This is a genomic window from Micromonospora pisi, from assembly GCF_003633685.1.
Classification (GTDB): Bacteria; Actinomycetota; Actinomycetes; order Mycobacteriales; family Micromonosporaceae; genus Micromonospora_G; species Micromonospora_G pisi.
In genome coordinates this window covers 5,401,931-5,415,965 of sequence record NZ_RBKT01000001.1, presented here as the reverse complement: position 1 = coordinate 5,415,965, position 14,035 = coordinate 5,401,931, and the positions used below count along the sequence as shown (strand labels likewise).

Below are 14,035 nucleotides of genomic sequence, written 5' to 3'. Positions count from 1 at the left end.
GAAGATCACCCTCAGACAAGGGCAGATCCGGGCACGTAGCGCGACCCCACCATCACGGACCATGAATGCTTTTTCCCGGCAGCCGGGCGTACGCCGACCGCTCCCACGGGAACCGGTACCGTGCGCCAATGCGACATCTCTGGAGCTTCCTCGCCGGAGTGGTGGCGGCACCGTTGGCCTGGGTTCTGATCACGCTCGGTCAGGACGGGTCGACCCGCACAGTCACCCGCTGGCTGGAAATCGGCAACTACAACACAGCGAACCTGATCGAACCCTCGGTCTACCTCGCGGTCGTCGGCATCCTGCTCGGCCTGCTCGGCACTCTGCGCTTCTCACCGCTCGGCCCGCTGATCGCCGGGCTGGCACTGGTCACCCCGTACGTCGGACTGTTCGTGAGCCCCTTCTGGGTACGCGACACGGTGCCGGCGAACTGGAAGGTCTTCGGTGACCCGTTGCCACTGCTCCAGCCGGTGGAGAACGGCACCCTCTTCTTTGTCGGTGCCCTGCTGGTGATCGCGGTCTTCAGCGGCCAACGCTGGCGGAGCTGGCCGGCACCGGCGACCGTACCGGAGACGGAGACGGAGACGAAGACCACGGACGAGGCCGACACCGAGCCGTTCACCCGTACCGACTGGTCGGCGTTGCAGCCGGACCTGGTCGACCGGGACGCCGCTCCACCCACCCTCGGCTACCCGGATCCACCGGCGCCGACGCCGACGCCCGTCACCACCGCGCCGACCCCGCTACCCCGTCGCAGCGAGAGCGAGAGCCCCTGGTCGGCCCCGCCCCGCGGCGGCACCCCCAAGTCGGAGACCCCTCCGAAGTAGGCTGCCGGCTTCACACCCACCTCTCAAAAGAACACTCCTTCGATACGGAAGCGTGGCTACCGACGAGCGGTAGCCACGCTTTCGCCGTCGCGCACCCCGCAGAACACAAGCCCGACCCGGGGAAGCACCACCCGACCAGGACCATTACCGGTGCGACCTAGCTGGGCGCGGTGGCGGGTCGTTGCAGGGTCTGCGCGATCGCCTGGAGTTCGGGGACGTCCTCGGCATCACGGAGGGCCCGGACGAGCGCGGCGTCGTGCACCGGCCGCGCGCGTTCCAGGAAGTCGCGTCCGGCCGGGGTGAGTTCGGTGTAGATCCCCCGCCGGTCGTCGGCGCAGAGGATCCGTGCCAGCAGCCCTCGTTCCTCCAGCCGGTTCACCAGCCGGGTGGTCGCGCTCGGGCTCAGCGCGGCGGCTCTGGCCAACTGCTGCATCCGCATGTGCCAGCCGTCCTGGCGGGCGAGGGCGTCCAGCACGGTGTACTCGACCACGGAGAGTTCGACCTCTCGGGCGAGCGCGCGTTCGAGCGTCGTCTCGATGAGCCCGTGCAGCGCGGCCAGGGTCCGCCAGCCCTGTGCGCGTACCTCGACGGCGTCGTCGCCGATCCCCATCTCGCCTCCCGGTCGGAGATAGTTGCGCACGCCTCCTATCGGCGTGTACAACTAGAAACCTGGCGTGTGCAACTACCAGCGTACGCGTCGTAACGGCTGACGCACAGACGGAGAGATACATGCCGCTCGGACTCATCGCCCTGGCCCTCGGCGGCTTCGGCATCGGACTGACGGAGTTCGTGATCGCCGGCCTGCTACCCGAGGTCGCCACCACCTTCGGTGTCTCGGAGGCGGCGGCGGGCTGGCTCATCACCGGCTACGCGCTCGGCGTCGTGGTCGGGGCGCTCGCGCTCACCGCCGCCACCACCCGACTGCCCCGCAAGGCTGTCCTACTCGCCCTGCTGGTCCTCTTCATCGTCGGCAACCTGCTGTCGGCGATCGCACCCGACTACGGACTCATGCTCACCGGACGGATCGTCGCGGCCCTCTGCCACGGCGCCTTCTTCGGCATCGGCTCGGTGGTCGCGGCCGACATGGTGGCGCCGAACCGGAAAGCGGGCGCCGTGGCGATCATGTTCACCGGCCTGACCGCCGCCAACGTGCTCGGCGTACCACTCGGCACCCTGCTGGGCCAACAGCTCGGCTGGCGCTCCACCTTCTGGGCGATCACCGTCGTCGGCGTGGTCGCCCTGCTCGGCATCGCCGCCCTGGTACGCGTACCACGTGACGCGACACGACCCGGCGGGCTGGCGTACGAACTCAGCGCCTTCCGCGCGGGTCAGGTCTGGCTCTCACTCCTGATCACCGTGCTCGGCTTCGGCGGGATGTTCGGAGCGTTCACCTACATCGCCTACACCCTCACCGGGGTGAGCGGCTTCCCCAGCGCGGCGGTGCCCTGGCTGCTGATCCTCTTCGGCGGTGGCCTGTTCCTCGGCAACATCGTCGGCGGTCGCTTCGCCGACCGGTCCGTCGACCGGACCCTGATCGCCGTCCTGGCCGGCCTGGTCGTCGTCCTCGTCCTCTTCGCGCTCACCGCGCGCAGCCAGCCCGCAACCTACCTCTCGCTACTGCTCATGGGGGCGTTCGGCTTCGCCACCGTGCCCGGACTACAGACCCGGGTGATGAGCTACGCCGCGCACGCGCCGACCCTCGCGTCGAGCGCCAACATCGCCGCCTTCAACCTCGGCAACGCGTTCGGCGCCTGGATCGGTGGCCTGACCATCTCCGCCGGCCTCGGCTACACCTCACCCATCTGGGCCGGCGCCGTGATCACCGCCGCCGCCCTGTTCGTCATGGTCGTCGCCGGTCGCGCCGCCCGGACCCGCCGACCCGGCACGGTCACGGCCGACGCCCGGCCACCGGTGCCGACGCCGACCGCCTGATTCACCGACCCGCACCATCCGCACCATCCACGCCGAAAGGATCCACGCATGTCGACCCCTCAGCCCACGATCACCCTCAACAACGGCGTCACCATGCCGCAGCTCGGCTTCGGTGTCTTCAAGGTGCCGAACGGGGAGACCGCGGCAGCCGTCTCGACGGCCCTGTCGGCCGGCTACCGCAGCATCGACACCGCCGCCGCGTACGGCAACGAGCAGGGCGTACGCCAGGCGATCGAAGAGTCCGGCATCCCGCGCGCCGACCTCTTCGTGACCACCAAACTCTGGAACAGCGACCAGGGGTACGACAGCACCCTGACCGCCTTCGACACCAGCCTGGGCAAGCTGGGTCTGGACTACCTCGACCTGTACCTCATCCACTGGCCCGCCCCGGCCGCCGACCGCTACGTCGACAGCTGGCGGGCGCTGGAGACGCTCCACCGCGACGGCCGGGTACGCGCCATCGGCGTCTCGAACTTCCTCCCCGAACATCTCGACCGGATCATCGACCTCGGCGGTGTGGTACCCGCCGTCAACCAGATCGAACTGCACCCGGCCCTGCAACAGCGCGAGATCGAGGCCGCGAACCAGCGCTTCGGCATCGCCACGGAGGCGTGGAGCCCGTTGGCGAGGGCGGCGGTGCTTACCGACCCCGTGGTGACCGAGGTCGCGGCGGCACACGGCCGCACCGCCGCCCAGGTCGTCCTCCGCTGGCACCTCCAGCAGGGCCGGATCGTGATCCCGAAGTCGGTGAACCCGGACCGGATCAAGGAGAACATCGACGTCTTCGACTTCGACCTGAGTACCGGGGAGATCGATGCGATCAGCTCGCTCGAGCGCGACCTGCGTACCGGGCCGCACCCGGCGACGTTCAACGGCTGACCGCCGCGCCGCCGGTCCCGTGCCGTCCGCCGCACCCTGGTAGCCGTCGTCCACCCATAGAGGAATTCAATATAATTTCTCTACTTTGGATGACTTACCAGGGAAAATGAGCCCTGTGCTGCGGCAACCTCCCGCTCCAGGGCTCTACCGGGACAAGGGAGCGGCATGGCTCGGCACGAGCGGCCCGTAGATCCGACGGCTGGACCGTTGTCGTCCTTCGCCCACGAGCTACGGAAGTTACGCGTCGAAGCGGGCAACCCCACCTACCGGCGGTTGGCCGAACTCGCCGGCTACAGCGCCTCGACGCTCTCCGCCGCCGCCAACGGGATCCGGCAGCCCAGTCTCGACGTGGTGCTCGCGTACGTCGGTGCCTGCGGCGGGGACACCGCCCAGTGGCGGCAGCGCTGGCTCGAACTGGACAAGGAACTGCGGCCCACCGGGTCGGCGGGCGCGCCCGCCGACCCGGTGGGCGCCGGGGCGGCAGAGCCACCATCCACCGTGACCGCCGAGGATTCACCCGCCCCGACTCCGGATGGGCCAACCGGCACCGGCGGCAAGGCGGGAACGACCCACGACCGGCCCGTCAGCGCCCTCCGGCACCGGAAACTCCGACGGCGACTGGTGCTGGCGGCGGTGGCGGTGGCCGGTCTCGCCGGCATGGCCGCCGTGGTGCCGATGACCCAGCCGAAGCGGGCGACCAAGGGGGTGTCGTCGGCCGCTGCACCGACGACCACCACGGCCTGTCCGGCGACCACCACGGACGCCGCCTTCACCGCCGTGACGTACGGCGGCGGTGTGCACGTCCGGAGCGAACCACGCCGTGACAAGGAGATTCTCTACACCATCCCGCCCGGCTGCGTGGTCGGGCTCACCGGCTACTGCCTGGGTGAGCGGATCATCGACTCCACCTCCCAGACCCCGGACATCCGCTGGTTCACCCTCGCCGGCGGCGGGCTGATCGCCTCCGGGGTGGTGCACGGCAACCCGCCCGCAGGTCTGGAACCGTCCCGCTGCGCGGGCGACCGACCCGGACCGGCCTCGATCGCCATCGCGATCGCCCCCGATGTGACCGGCCCGGGTCGGTGGCGGCTGAGCGCGACCGGCACGCACGTGGAGATCGTGGGCTTCGCCGCCTACTACGCGGACGACCCGGCACTGCCGGGCGACCGCCGCTGGCACCAGATCGGGATGACCGGCACGACCACCCCGCCGTTCGACCTCACCTGGAACCTCGACCAGCTCGCCGCGCACCCCGGCCCCACCACGGAGATCCCGGTGGCCGCGGTCGCCTGTCTCGGCGGTGGCGCGCCGACCGACGTACTCGACGTGCGGGTGGCCCGTCCGGACGGCTCCAGCGCCGCCGAGGCCCTGCCGCTCGCCGCCGAACAGCGGCTCGCGGCCCGCCGTAGCGCCTGTCTCTACCCCTGAGACCGGGGTACGGGGACAGCCACCACCGGTGGCCCGGCGGGACGGATCCCACCGGGCCGCCGGTCAGGCGTCACCGGACTCAACAGCCCTGGCGGCCGGAGTGGATCCAGTAGGTGGTGCCGGCCCAGTCCATCTCGCCGTACGCGTCGACGCAGTTGTTCGCCGTGCCGGTCACCCCACGCGGTCCGGCGTAGTACAGGTAGTCGGCGTTGTCGATGGTCGAGACCGCGGTGGCGGTGCACGAGCCGGTGCCGGAGGTCTCCGCGCACCGGGCGATCTGCACGGAGGTCCGCGCCGAGGAGCCGTACGCCGCGCCACGGTGGTACATGCAGGCGCTGTTCGTGCCGCCGTTGGTGCTGTTGTAGTAGATGACCAGCTCGGCGACCGGGTTGCTCGGCGGGTACGCGTAGCTGTAGGTGACCGTTCCCGAGCAGGCGACAGCCGCCTGCGACGGGGCGGCCGTGACGACCAGCACCGTGCCGAAGGTCAGCAACGCCAGCAGCGCTCCAAACGCCTTGCGCAGCATCATGACTTCCACTCCTCCGGGACGGGGTTGGTTGAGTGCCGTCCCGCCGTCCATTCCTACGGAACCGCGAAGTTGATCGCCGCTGGTGGCGGTGCCGATCAATCAATCCCGCACAACGCCGAACAATCGCGTACCGCGTCGCCGCACCGGGCCGAACAGGGGCGGACCGGGAGGTCGGCTGTCCGGTGTACGGACTCCCGCTAGGCTTCCTAGGAACCTAGTGTCATCCCCGAACGGATGGGCCGTCCGACCGCTACTCCCCGATGCTCCCGTCCACCGACTCCCGCAGCAGGTCGGCATGGCCGTTGTGCCGCGCGTACTCCTCGATCAGGTGGCACAGGATCCAACGCAGGTTCGGTGCCCGACCATCCGACCAGGTACGCCGGGCCACCTGGTCCAGGCCACCGGCGGCAAGCGCTTCCGCGACCAGGGAACGGGAGCGGGCCACCGCATCCCCCCAGAGCGCGTGGAGCTGCTCCGGACTGTCCCCGTCGGCCGAACGCCAATCCCAGTCCGGATCGGCCTCCCAGTCCACTGTGTCCCATGGCGGCTGCCGTTCGCGCCCGTGCAGCGCGCGGGAGCACCAGTGATCCTCGACAAAGGCCAGGTGCTTGAGCATCCCGCCCAGGGTCATCGACGAGGCGGCGACCCGCACCGAGAGCCCGGCCGCGTCCAGCCCCGCGCACTTCCAGGCCAGGGTCGCGCGTTGGAACTCCAGGAAACCCAGGAGGGTGGCGGTTTCGTCGCCGGTCAGCGGAGGTTCGGGTCGACCATGCTCGTCCAGTGCGGCCACGAGCGGCGACTCTACCGTCGGGTGGACGCCGCGACGGCGTACCGCAACGGCAGGAAGGGCCGCACCTGTCGGCCCCGTCACTGAGAAAGGTTGCCGACTCCCGCCACCATCTCGACCCACCAGGATCACGCCGACCCGGTAGTGCGGTGGCTCTGCCCCGGCTCACCGCGCATGAGCCTTGTGTGGCTCCCGTCGGGAGCGGCGGGTCGGTTCTCCTCCCGGCCGAGGCAGGACGACCAGCAGCGCCTGACTCCACCCGCTGTGTACGGCGACCGCGATCGGGATCAGCAGGGTCGTCGCCACCAGCGCGCACTGGGTCCAGCCCGGCAGTCCGACCAGTACGGCGACGACCGAGGCGGCAGCGAAGAACCAGAGTTTGAGTCGGACCCTGCCCAGCGTTTCGAACTCCGTGGCCTCCGGGGGACGGGCCGGATCGTTGCCCGAGGTTCCGGACCATCCGTTCGTCGTACGCATGACTCACCTCCTCGATCGACGGGCTGGCGGTGCTCAACCGACGAACAGCAGCAGTGTCAGGCCGACGAGAATCGCCGGAACCGTGGTGATCAGGGTTGCCAGCCCGGCCGCGCGACGGCGTAGCGCGGCGAGTGGGATGAGCGCGTCGCCGTCCTGGCTGATCGCGTTGGCGACCAGTGTCGTCACGGGTAGGCCACCGCTGACGTAGATGCCGGTGAAGACGATCTGCACCGCGCAGCCCGGGATGAGGCCGATCAACGCGCCGACGAGAACTCCGACCGCACCGGCGAGCGCCAGTTGCGAACCGTCGAACCCGGTGGTCGTGCTCAGGACCTGCCAGCCCACGTAGGCCACGGCAACCCAGAAGGTGATGAACGAGGCTTCGTGCGCGCTGTGCCGGAACGCGTCCCGTACGGTCCGGGGTTGCGAGGTCTCGAGGGTGTCGTCGGCGAACCGGCCGCGTCCGGCGGCGAAGATCAGCACCGCGACGAAGGTGCCGGCGCAGCCGAGTACGAGGTAGGGGTCGACACCGCCGAGCGGGGCGCTGAGCAGGGCCGGGTCGACGACGTGGAAGACCACCGGTACGGAGACCAGGAACGCGGGAGTGGTCAGACCCCAGAACGCGGTCGACATTCGGCGTTGCCGCTCCACGACCGGGTCGGCCCGGGTGAGGAGCGCGAGCGCGGTGGACTGTCCCGACGCGGCCGGACCCGCCGACCCGTCGGCCAGGGCGTCAACCGACTCGGGCCGCCGATCGGGGCGGACCTCCGATCGGTGCAGTGCCCGGGCCGGGTCGATGCCGAGCAGGTCCACGGCGTACCCCGTGGCGAGTCCCACCGCGAAGAGCAACGCATGGATCTTGAGAGCGAAGCCCGGGTCGGCGGCGATCACCACCCAGGAGGAGTCGCCCATGGTCGAGGCGAGGGCGGCCACGACCGTACCGAAGGAGACCTTGCCTCGGGCGTAGAGCGGCATGAGGATGATCGCGCCGCCACAGCCAGGGCTCACCCCGAGTAGCGCACCGACCAGCGGACCCAGCCGGGGGCGACGGGTGAGTCCGTCGGTGACCCGGTCGCCGTACCGCCAGCGCAGCCAGCCGAAGAGCGCGACCAGCACCGCGACATAGACACCGACCTGCATGAACGCGTCCGCCAAGGGACGGGCCAACAACTCAATCATGATCGACCCTTCCGGTCCCCGGTCGCGCCGGGTCGCCCCTGGGTGGGACGACCGGCGCGACGAAACAGGTCAGCGACGGCTTGTGCCCGCGGTGACGAGATGACCGGTCGCCGGCGGCGTGCCGTGCAGACGCGGGTCCCCGGGCGGCAGCACCGGCTCGCCGGCGTGCGCGGTCGGGGCCGCCTGGTAGCTGAACTCGCCCTTGCCGTCCGGGCTCGGGCCGGACGCCCACCGACCCTCCGCCGCGTCCTCGCCGGCCGAGAAGTTGATGTACTGGTAGGCGAACTGGTTCTCCTGCTCCGCGTCGGGAAACGCCTCGGGAACCGGCATCTCCTCGAGACCGTCCTGCTTGAGTTGCTCGATCGCGGCCAGCCACATGTTCTGGTGCATCGTGTCGCGGGCCAGCAGGAACCGCAGCATCTTCTTCACGCCGGGGTCGTCGGTCATGTTGAACAGGCGGGCGACCTGCAGCCGGCCCTGTGCCTCGGCGGTCACGTTGAGGTGGAAGTCGGCGAGCAGGTTGCCGCTGGCCGTGATGAAGGAGCCGTTCCAGGGCACCCCGTTGCTGTCCACCGGCAACGGTCCGCCGCCGGAGTGGATGAAGTGCGCCGGGTTCGACCCGGCGTAGATGGCGGTCAGCATCGGGTTGTCCTCGGCCGCCGCCTCCTGTACGGACAGGGGAGCGCTGTCGAGCAGCCGGGCGATCATCGTGCAGATCATCTCGACGTGGCCCATCTCCTCGGTGCCCACGTCGAGGAACAGGTCCTTGTACTTGCCCGGCAACCGGCAGCTCCAGCCCTGGAACAGGTACTGGTTGGCGACGGTCATCTCGCCCCACTTGCCGCCCAGCACCTCCTGTAGCCGGCGCGCGAAGGCGGCGTCAGGCCCGTCTGGCTTCGCCTCGAACTGTAGGTCTTTGACATGGCTGAACACGGTGGCCTCCTTGGTCACGGACGGCGAACACCGCGTTCATTCCCACTCTGCGGGCCTGTCGGTGCCATCCCTCGGCCCACCGGGGCCAACCCCGGTACGTCGGCCGACAACCGGCCGACCGGGAAGTCTCACCTCGACGGCGACCCCACGTGATCGCAACCGGTACGCGACCACGGTGCCGCCTTCCACGGCGACGAACTGGCGGACGATCCAGAGTCCGAGGCCGGACATGCCCGGGGGTGCCGTCGAGCGGCGCAGAGCCGCCCGCAACGCGGTGCAGGACCTGCCCTGGTCGGCGACCACGAGCACCAGGTCGTTCGAGCGCAGCGAGGCGGAGATCCAAACCCGTCCATCGGGCGGCCCGTGTCGCAGCGCGTTGTCCACCAGGTTGATCAGGATCTGGCGTACGCGTTGACCGGCCACCAGCCGATCTCCCGCCGCCGGGCTGACCCTCACCCATACCCGTTCCGGGGGCGCGGTCGCCAGTACGGCGGGGAGGATCCGACGCAGGCGTACCCGGACGTCGGCGGGGGTTGTCGTCAGGTCCTGCACGAGCCGCGCCGCCTGCCGCCAGACCCCGTCAAGATGCGACGCCTGGTCCCGAGCGAGCAGCAGCATCGCCTGCCGGTCCGGCTCCCCGAGCCGCTCCGGCTGCTCGGCCAGAGCCCGGGTCAGGGACATGAGCGCGGTGATCGGCGAGCGGAGTTCGTGACAGAGCACCCGTAGCAGGACCGGATCGACCCCGTCCTGTGCGCCGGCCGGCGCCCCGGCGGTTCCGACCCGCATCGACGCCACGTCCGGTCGGTTACGCCGCCACCCCCACGGCGCGGCCACGGCGAGGAGCCCGACCAGCCCGTTCAGGCCGCCGTTCACCGCCCAGCCTGCTTCGTTACGCATAAACCGTTCACGTTCGGGTAACGGCCCGGCGTGCCCAACCCGGCCACCGTTCGCATCGCGCTGGTCGACGACCACCCGCTGTTCGTACGGGGCCTGGAACTGCTCCTTGGCGCGACCAGTGGCGGTCGGGCAAGCGTGGTCGGATCAACCGGTGACGCGGCCGGTGCCGCCGCACTCGTCCGGCGGTGCCTACCTGACCTGGCACTGGTCGACCTGCACATGCCGCCTCCCGGTGGGGTACGTGCCATCGCCGCCATCCGCCGCGCCAGCCCCGGTCTGCGGATCGTCGCCATGTCCGGGCTCGGCGAGACGGACCTCGCGGTCGAGGCGCTCCGGGCCGGGGCGGCGGGATACCTGCCCAAGAGCAGTGAACCCGAGGAACTGCTACCGCCGCTGCTCGCGGTCCTCGACGGTTGGGCCGTGCTCCCCGCCGACCTGCTCACCGCGCTACTCACGCCGGCACGTACCCGGCTTCCCGCCTCTGCCGTGCTGGATGACGAGGAACGCCTGCTGTTGCAGCTTATTGCGAAGGGAAACAGCACCGTTGAGATAGCTCAGAACCTGCACGTCTCCGAGCGGACGGTCAAACGGCTGACGGCGTCCCTGTTGCGGAAGCTGCGCGTGAGCACCCGGGCCGAGGCCGCCGCACTCGCCGGTCACGCTGGCCTGCTCTAGGCCGAGTAACTGCGGACATAGCGGGTAGCCGTAGCCGCAACCAGTTGGCCGGAGACATCGCAGCGTTGACGGAGGACCGGGGATGACGCAGAGCAGTGGAGGGTCGAGGACGCAGGCTGCCAAGCAGGGGGCCGCGCAGACCGGCCAGCAGGTTTCACAGGCAGGGGGCCAGTTGGCGCAGAGCGCCGCGGCTCAGGGCCGGGACGTGGCCAACGAGGCCAGCCGGCAGGCACGGGAGTTGATGGGGCAGGCGTCGGCTCAGCTCAAGGAGCAGGCCGGGGCCCAGCAGCACCGTGCGGCCGAAGGGCTTCGGGCTCTGGGTAACGAGCTACAGGCGATGTCCGAGCGAAGCGACCAGCAGGGAGTCGCCACCGACCTGATCCGGCACGCGGCCGGTCGCGCCAACCAGGCGGCGCAGTGGCTGGACCAGCGGGAACCCGGGATGGTGGTCAGCGAGGTACGCGACTACGCACGCCGCAATCCGGGCATCTTCCTCGCTGGCGCCGCGATCGCCGGGCTCCTCGCCGGCCGGTTGGGCAAGAGCATGAGGAACATGCAGGGCGGCGACACGCACGCGCACGGCGATGGCCACCGCCAGGGCGGCCAACCGGGCAACATGTCCGCTTACCAGCCGCCCGACCCCGCTCAACAGGGTGTGCCGTTCGACGGCCACGAGGGGGAGATGGCCCAAGGGGCCGAAGCGAGCAGGGCGGTGCAGGCACAACCGGGCGGGCTGCGATGAGCAGCGCGGCCAGCGGACCGAGCGCCGCTCAGGAACGGGAGCGTGATCCGGGCAGAGCATCCATCGGCTCGTTGCTCAGCGGGATCACCCGGGACACGTCGACCCTGATCCGCCAGGAGATCGAGCTGGCCAAGGCTGAGGCGCGGGCCGAGATACGTCTCGCGGCGAAGGTCGCGGGCATGTTCGGTGCCGCCGCCCTCGGCGGGTTCATGGTTCTGCTGTTCCTCTCCTACGCACTGTGGTGGGGGCTGTCGAACGTCATCGACCAGGGCTGGTCGGCGTTGATCGTCGCGGTCGTCTGGGCACTGATCGCCGGGGTGCTGATCACCGTTGCACGACAACGGATGCGCGGCCTCCAAGCCCTGCCGCAGACCACCAGCACACTGCGTCGGACACCTGGTGCGGTCACCGGCCAGGGGGATCATCGATCGGGGGGACACCAGTGAGTACGGACCAGGACCGGATCCGAGCGAATATCGAGCAGACCCAGGACGACCTGGGCCGCAACGTGGACGCGCTCGGCGACAGGGTGAACCCACGCCGCGTCGCCCAGCACCAGACCGAACGGGCCCGCGGCACCTGGCAGAAGGTCAAGGAGAACGTCATGGGAAGCACCGAACAGGTCCGGGACGCGTCCCTGCACGCCCGGGACGCCTCCATGCACGCGCGTGACGTCGGGCAGGAGCGACTGTCCGGGCTCTCCACCGCCGCCAGCGAGCGGATGCACGGAATGGGCCAGAGCGCCCAGCAACAGACGCAGGGCCACCCCTTGGCCGCCGGTCTGGTCGCGTTCGGCCTCGGTATCCTCGCCTCCTCGCTGCTGCCCACCAGCCAGCCGGAACGTCAGATGGCGGGCCAACTCCGGCACAAGGCGTCCGAACACGCCGGTGACCTCAAGCAACAGGCGATGGGCGCGGCCCGTCAGACCCAGGACAGCCTGCGGGAGCCGGCGCAACACGCCGCGGAGTCGGTCAAGTCCAAGGCGGGCCAGGGCGCGGGTGCGCTACGCGACCAGGCCCAGTCGACCGGGCAGGGCCTGCGCGGGCAGGCGGAGAAGACCGCGAAGGACGTACGCCAGCAGTGACCGAACCGGGCCCTGCCGGCAGTGGCGGTTCGGCTCGCCGCCGCGGGTTACCAGGGTGCTCCTGCCGGGCAGTTACCGGTCATGGCACACACAGGCAGCGGCGAGCCGTCCACCACGGTCACTTCGTACGAGGACGGGCCCCTGTTACTCAGGGGGAACTTCGAGTTGCGTACCCCCGGCGGGGATGTCATCGATCCCGGGCGAGACACGGTCGCACTGTGTCGATGTGGGGGATCAGCGGTCAAACCCTTCTGCGACGGCACCCACAAATCCCTCGGCTTCCGGGCGCCTGCCGGGCCTGACCCGGCTCCCGATGGTCAGCGGTACGGGGAGGCCGGTACCGTCGCGGAAATCAGCGCCGACGGGTGAGGGCACGCTGGCTGTGGGCGGCGACCCGGATCCGTCGGCCGGCGTACCACGCTCCACCCCGACCGCATCGCAGGCCGAGCGCCAGCCAACTGCACACCGCGCGTTCCAGCACCCAGGCCGGGGCGAACAGCGTCGTGGTGAACGGGTAGACGGCCGCTCCGCCGGCTCGGCGTCTGCCCCGCTCGGCAAGTGCCATGACGCCTGCTGCGGCCACCGCCAACGGAACTCGTCGGCCCCGGGCGAGCAGCCCGGCCAGCACGGGTAGGACAGCCAGGAAGAGTGCCATTCGGGCGGGCTGGGCCAGGTCGTCGTACGCCTGTCGGACCCGCTGGGACCAGAACCGGCGGACGTCCGGCGGTAGCCGGCGCACGTAGAGGCCGGGATCGGAGACGTCGACGCCGCCGTGACCACGAACGGTGCGGATGAGTTCGAGGTTCTCGAACAGCACGTCGCCGTCGTAGCCACCCATGTCGAGGAACGTCGACCGGCGGATGCCGAGGGTGCCGGGGTAGTCCGCGTCGATGGCCCGGTTGAGCAGGGTCCGGCCGCTGTCCCAGCGGGCGTGCCAGGGTAGCGGGTGGAAGAAGTTCTGCGGCCGGACCAGATCCGACCGGCCGAGTAGCCGATGCATCTCGCGCAGTGCCTCGTCGTCGTACCGGACGTCGTCGTCGGCGATGATCACGCTCTCGTGTCGGGCCAGCCGCAGCCCGGTACTCACCCCGTTGACCTTGCCGTTGGCGTAACACAGGTCAGGATCGGGTCTCAGGTGTCTCACGTGGGGGCGCCAGTGGGCGGCGTGCCGGGCGAACACCCCGTGCGGTGACCCGTCGACCACCGTCACGTCGACCCGGCGACCGAGCCAGCGCAGATACCGGGTCAGGTCGTCGAGTTCGGCGTCGTCGGACCAGCGGACCGGCAGCACGTACTCCAGATCCAGGGCGACGGGATCGCCTCGGACCGACGTCGACTCCACGTCCTGGTCCAGGTCGGACGCGCCGGTCATGGCCGGACCGGCGGGCGCAACGAACACTGTCGCGCCGCTGACGCTCGCCCGCTCCGCCACCCGGGTCCGGTGTTCGAATACGAAACCATCGGGCCAACTTTCCTTCGGGAGTTGCCACCTCGAGGCGCCTTGCTGGTCACGTTGTCAGCCGTGCTGCGGCTACCCGTCCGCACCTGGCTCGACACATGCTGTGGGGCCGGTTTGAGGCAGAACAAACGGGGTAAGAGCCGGTCCAGCAAACGGGCGAACCGACAGGAAACGCTGTGAGGACGGATGCGCCGAAGGCTCCGACCG

17 protein-coding genes are annotated in these 14,035 nt (G+C 70.2%); 9 read left to right on the top strand and 8 right to left on the bottom strand.

Annotated features, from left to right (window positions below):
- The first annotated feature begins 128 nt into the window (after positions 1–128).
- A complete protein-coding gene (locus BDK92_RS23200; protein ID WP_121158602.1) occupies positions 129–827 on the top strand; it encodes a hypothetical protein in 699 nt (232 codons plus the stop codon).
- 157 nt (positions 828–984) lie between these two features.
- Here the strand turns inward: BDK92_RS23200 and BDK92_RS23195 are convergent, their stop codons facing one another.
- Complete coding sequence (locus BDK92_RS23195; RefSeq protein WP_246017205.1) at positions 985–1,467, bottom strand: MarR family winged helix-turn-helix transcriptional regulator; 483 nt, start codon at positions 1,465–1,467, stop codon at positions 985–987.
- An 89-nt stretch (positions 1,468–1,556) separates the two neighbouring features.
- Between BDK92_RS23195 and BDK92_RS23190 the strand changes: the two genes are divergently transcribed.
- The 3 genes from BDK92_RS23190 (at position 1,557) to BDK92_RS23180 (ending at position 5,066) form a co-directional block, all read left to right on the top strand.
- Positions 1,557–2,759: an MFS transporter gene (locus BDK92_RS23190; RefSeq protein WP_121158600.1), complete on the top strand. Its 1,203-nt coding sequence runs from the start codon at positions 1,557–1,559 to the stop codon at positions 2,757–2,759.
- A 48-nt stretch (positions 2,760–2,807) separates the two neighbouring features.
- The gene (locus BDK92_RS23185) at positions 2,808–3,638 is read left to right on the top strand and encodes an aldo/keto reductase (protein ID WP_121158599.1); all 831 of its coding nucleotides are present in this window, start codon (positions 2,808–2,810) and stop codon (positions 3,636–3,638) included.
- A 165-nt stretch (positions 3,639–3,803) separates the two neighbouring features.
- On the top strand, positions 3,804–5,066 hold the full coding sequence (locus BDK92_RS23180; protein WP_121158598.1) for a helix-turn-helix domain-containing protein: 1,263 nt from the start codon (positions 3,804–3,806) through the stop codon (positions 5,064–5,066).
- 79 nt (positions 5,067–5,145) lie between these two features.
- Here the strand turns inward: BDK92_RS23180 and BDK92_RS23175 are convergent, their stop codons facing one another.
- The 6 genes from BDK92_RS23175 to BDK92_RS23150 form a co-directional block, all read right to left on the bottom strand.
- Positions 5,146–5,595, bottom strand: a complete 450-nt coding sequence (locus tag BDK92_RS23175; protein ID WP_121158597.1) for a hypothetical protein — start codon at positions 5,593–5,595, stop codon at positions 5,146–5,148.
- A 250-nt stretch (positions 5,596–5,845) separates the two neighbouring features.
- Positions 5,846–6,385, bottom strand: a complete 540-nt coding sequence (locus BDK92_RS23170; RefSeq protein WP_121158596.1) for a DinB family protein — start codon at positions 6,383–6,385, stop codon at positions 5,846–5,848.
- Between the two features lie 162 nt (positions 6,386–6,547).
- Positions 6,548–6,859 carry a hypothetical protein gene (locus tag BDK92_RS23165; RefSeq protein WP_121158595.1) on the bottom strand — a complete coding sequence of 104 codons (312 nt, stop codon included), beginning with the start codon at positions 6,857–6,859 and terminating at the stop codon, positions 6,548–6,550.
- 33 nt (positions 6,860–6,892) lie between these two features.
- Positions 6,893–8,038: a putative manganese transporter gene (locus tag BDK92_RS23160; RefSeq protein WP_121158594.1), complete on the bottom strand. Its 1,146-nt coding sequence runs from the start codon at positions 8,036–8,038 to the stop codon at positions 6,893–6,895.
- A gap of 69 nt (positions 8,039–8,107) precedes the next feature.
- Entirely contained in the window at positions 8,108–8,971 is an 864-nt protein-coding gene (locus BDK92_RS23155) for a manganese catalase (RefSeq protein WP_121162508.1), read from the bottom strand.
- Between the two features lie 36 nt (positions 8,972–9,007).
- Complete coding sequence (locus BDK92_RS23150; protein ID WP_121158593.1) at positions 9,008–9,868, bottom strand: sensor histidine kinase; 861 nt, start codon at positions 9,866–9,868, stop codon at positions 9,008–9,010.
- A gap of 30 nt (positions 9,869–9,898) precedes the next feature.
- Between BDK92_RS23150 and BDK92_RS23145 the strand changes: the two genes are divergently transcribed.
- The 5 genes from BDK92_RS23145 (at position 9,899) to BDK92_RS23125 (ending at position 12,738) form a co-directional block, all read left to right on the top strand.
- Positions 9,899–10,543, top strand: a complete 645-nt coding sequence (locus BDK92_RS23145) for a response regulator transcription factor (RefSeq protein WP_121158592.1) — start codon at positions 9,899–9,901, stop codon at positions 10,541–10,543.
- A gap of 82 nt (positions 10,544–10,625) precedes the next feature.
- Positions 10,626–11,285, top strand: a complete 660-nt coding sequence (locus BDK92_RS23140; protein ID WP_121158591.1) for a hypothetical protein — start codon at positions 10,626–10,628, stop codon at positions 11,283–11,285.
- Positions 11,282–11,731: a phage holin family protein gene (locus tag BDK92_RS23135; RefSeq protein ID WP_121158590.1), complete on the top strand. Its 450-nt coding sequence runs from the start codon at positions 11,282–11,284 to the stop codon at positions 11,729–11,731. Before BDK92_RS23140 ends, BDK92_RS23135 begins: the two co-directional genes overlap by 4 nt.
- Positions 11,728–12,369, top strand: coding sequence for a DUF3618 domain-containing protein (locus tag BDK92_RS23130; protein WP_170208656.1), 642 nt, complete (start codon positions 11,728–11,730; stop codon positions 12,367–12,369). The genes BDK92_RS23135 and BDK92_RS23130 overlap by 4 nt, the downstream gene beginning before the upstream one ends.
- 81 nt (positions 12,370–12,450) lie before the next feature.
- The gene (locus BDK92_RS23125) at positions 12,451–12,738 is read left to right on the top strand and encodes a CDGSH iron-sulfur domain-containing protein (RefSeq protein ID WP_121162507.1); all 288 of its coding nucleotides are present in this window, start codon (positions 12,451–12,453) and stop codon (positions 12,736–12,738) included.
- Here BDK92_RS23125 and BDK92_RS23120 read toward each other — a convergent pair.
- Complete coding sequence (locus BDK92_RS23120) at positions 12,722–13,741, bottom strand: glycosyltransferase family 2 protein (RefSeq protein ID WP_121158588.1); 1,020 nt, start codon at positions 13,739–13,741, stop codon at positions 12,722–12,724. The two genes, BDK92_RS23125 and BDK92_RS23120, sit on opposite strands and share 17 nt — an antisense overlap.
- Positions 13,742–14,035: the final 294 nt, after the last annotated feature.

Bases quoted from the DNA above. Each gene is read 5' to 3' on its own strand.
- BDK92_RS23200 (WP_121158602.1), top strand. From the start codon at position 129: ATGCGACATCTCTGGAGCTTCCTCGCCGGAGTGGTGGCGGCACCGTTG.
- BDK92_RS23190 (WP_121158600.1), top strand. From the start codon at position 1,557: ATGCCGCTCGGACTCATCGCCCTGGCCCTCGGCGGCTTCGGCATCGGA.
- BDK92_RS23185 (WP_121158599.1), top strand. From the start codon at position 2,808: ATGTCGACCCCTCAGCCCACGATCACCCTCAACAACGGCGTCACCATG.
- BDK92_RS23180 (WP_121158598.1), top strand. From the start codon at position 3,804: ATGGCTCGGCACGAGCGGCCCGTAGATCCGACGGCTGGACCGTTGTCG.
- BDK92_RS23175 (WP_121158597.1), bottom strand. From the start codon at position 5,595: ATGATGCTGCGCAAGGCGTTTGGAGCGCTGCTGGCGTTGCTGACCTTC.
- BDK92_RS23165 (WP_121158595.1), bottom strand. From the start codon at position 6,859: ATGCGTACGACGAACGGATGGTCCGGAACCTCGGGCAACGATCCGGCC.
- BDK92_RS23160 (WP_121158594.1), bottom strand. From the start codon at position 8,038: ATGATTGAGTTGTTGGCCCGTCCCTTGGCGGACGCGTTCATGCAGGTC.
- BDK92_RS23150 (WP_121158593.1), bottom strand. From the start codon at position 9,868: ATGCGTAACGAAGCAGGCTGGGCGGTGAACGGCGGCCTGAACGGGCTG.
- BDK92_RS23140 (WP_121158591.1), top strand. From the start codon at position 10,626: ATGACGCAGAGCAGTGGAGGGTCGAGGACGCAGGCTGCCAAGCAGGGG.
- BDK92_RS23135 (WP_121158590.1), top strand. From the start codon at position 11,282: ATGAGCAGCGCGGCCAGCGGACCGAGCGCCGCTCAGGAACGGGAGCGT.
- BDK92_RS23125 (WP_121162507.1), top strand. From the start codon at position 12,451: ATGGCACACACAGGCAGCGGCGAGCCGTCCACCACGGTCACTTCGTAC.
- BDK92_RS23120 (WP_121158588.1), bottom strand. From the start codon at position 13,741: ATGACCGGCGCGTCCGACCTGGACCAGGACGTGGAGTCGACGTCGGTC.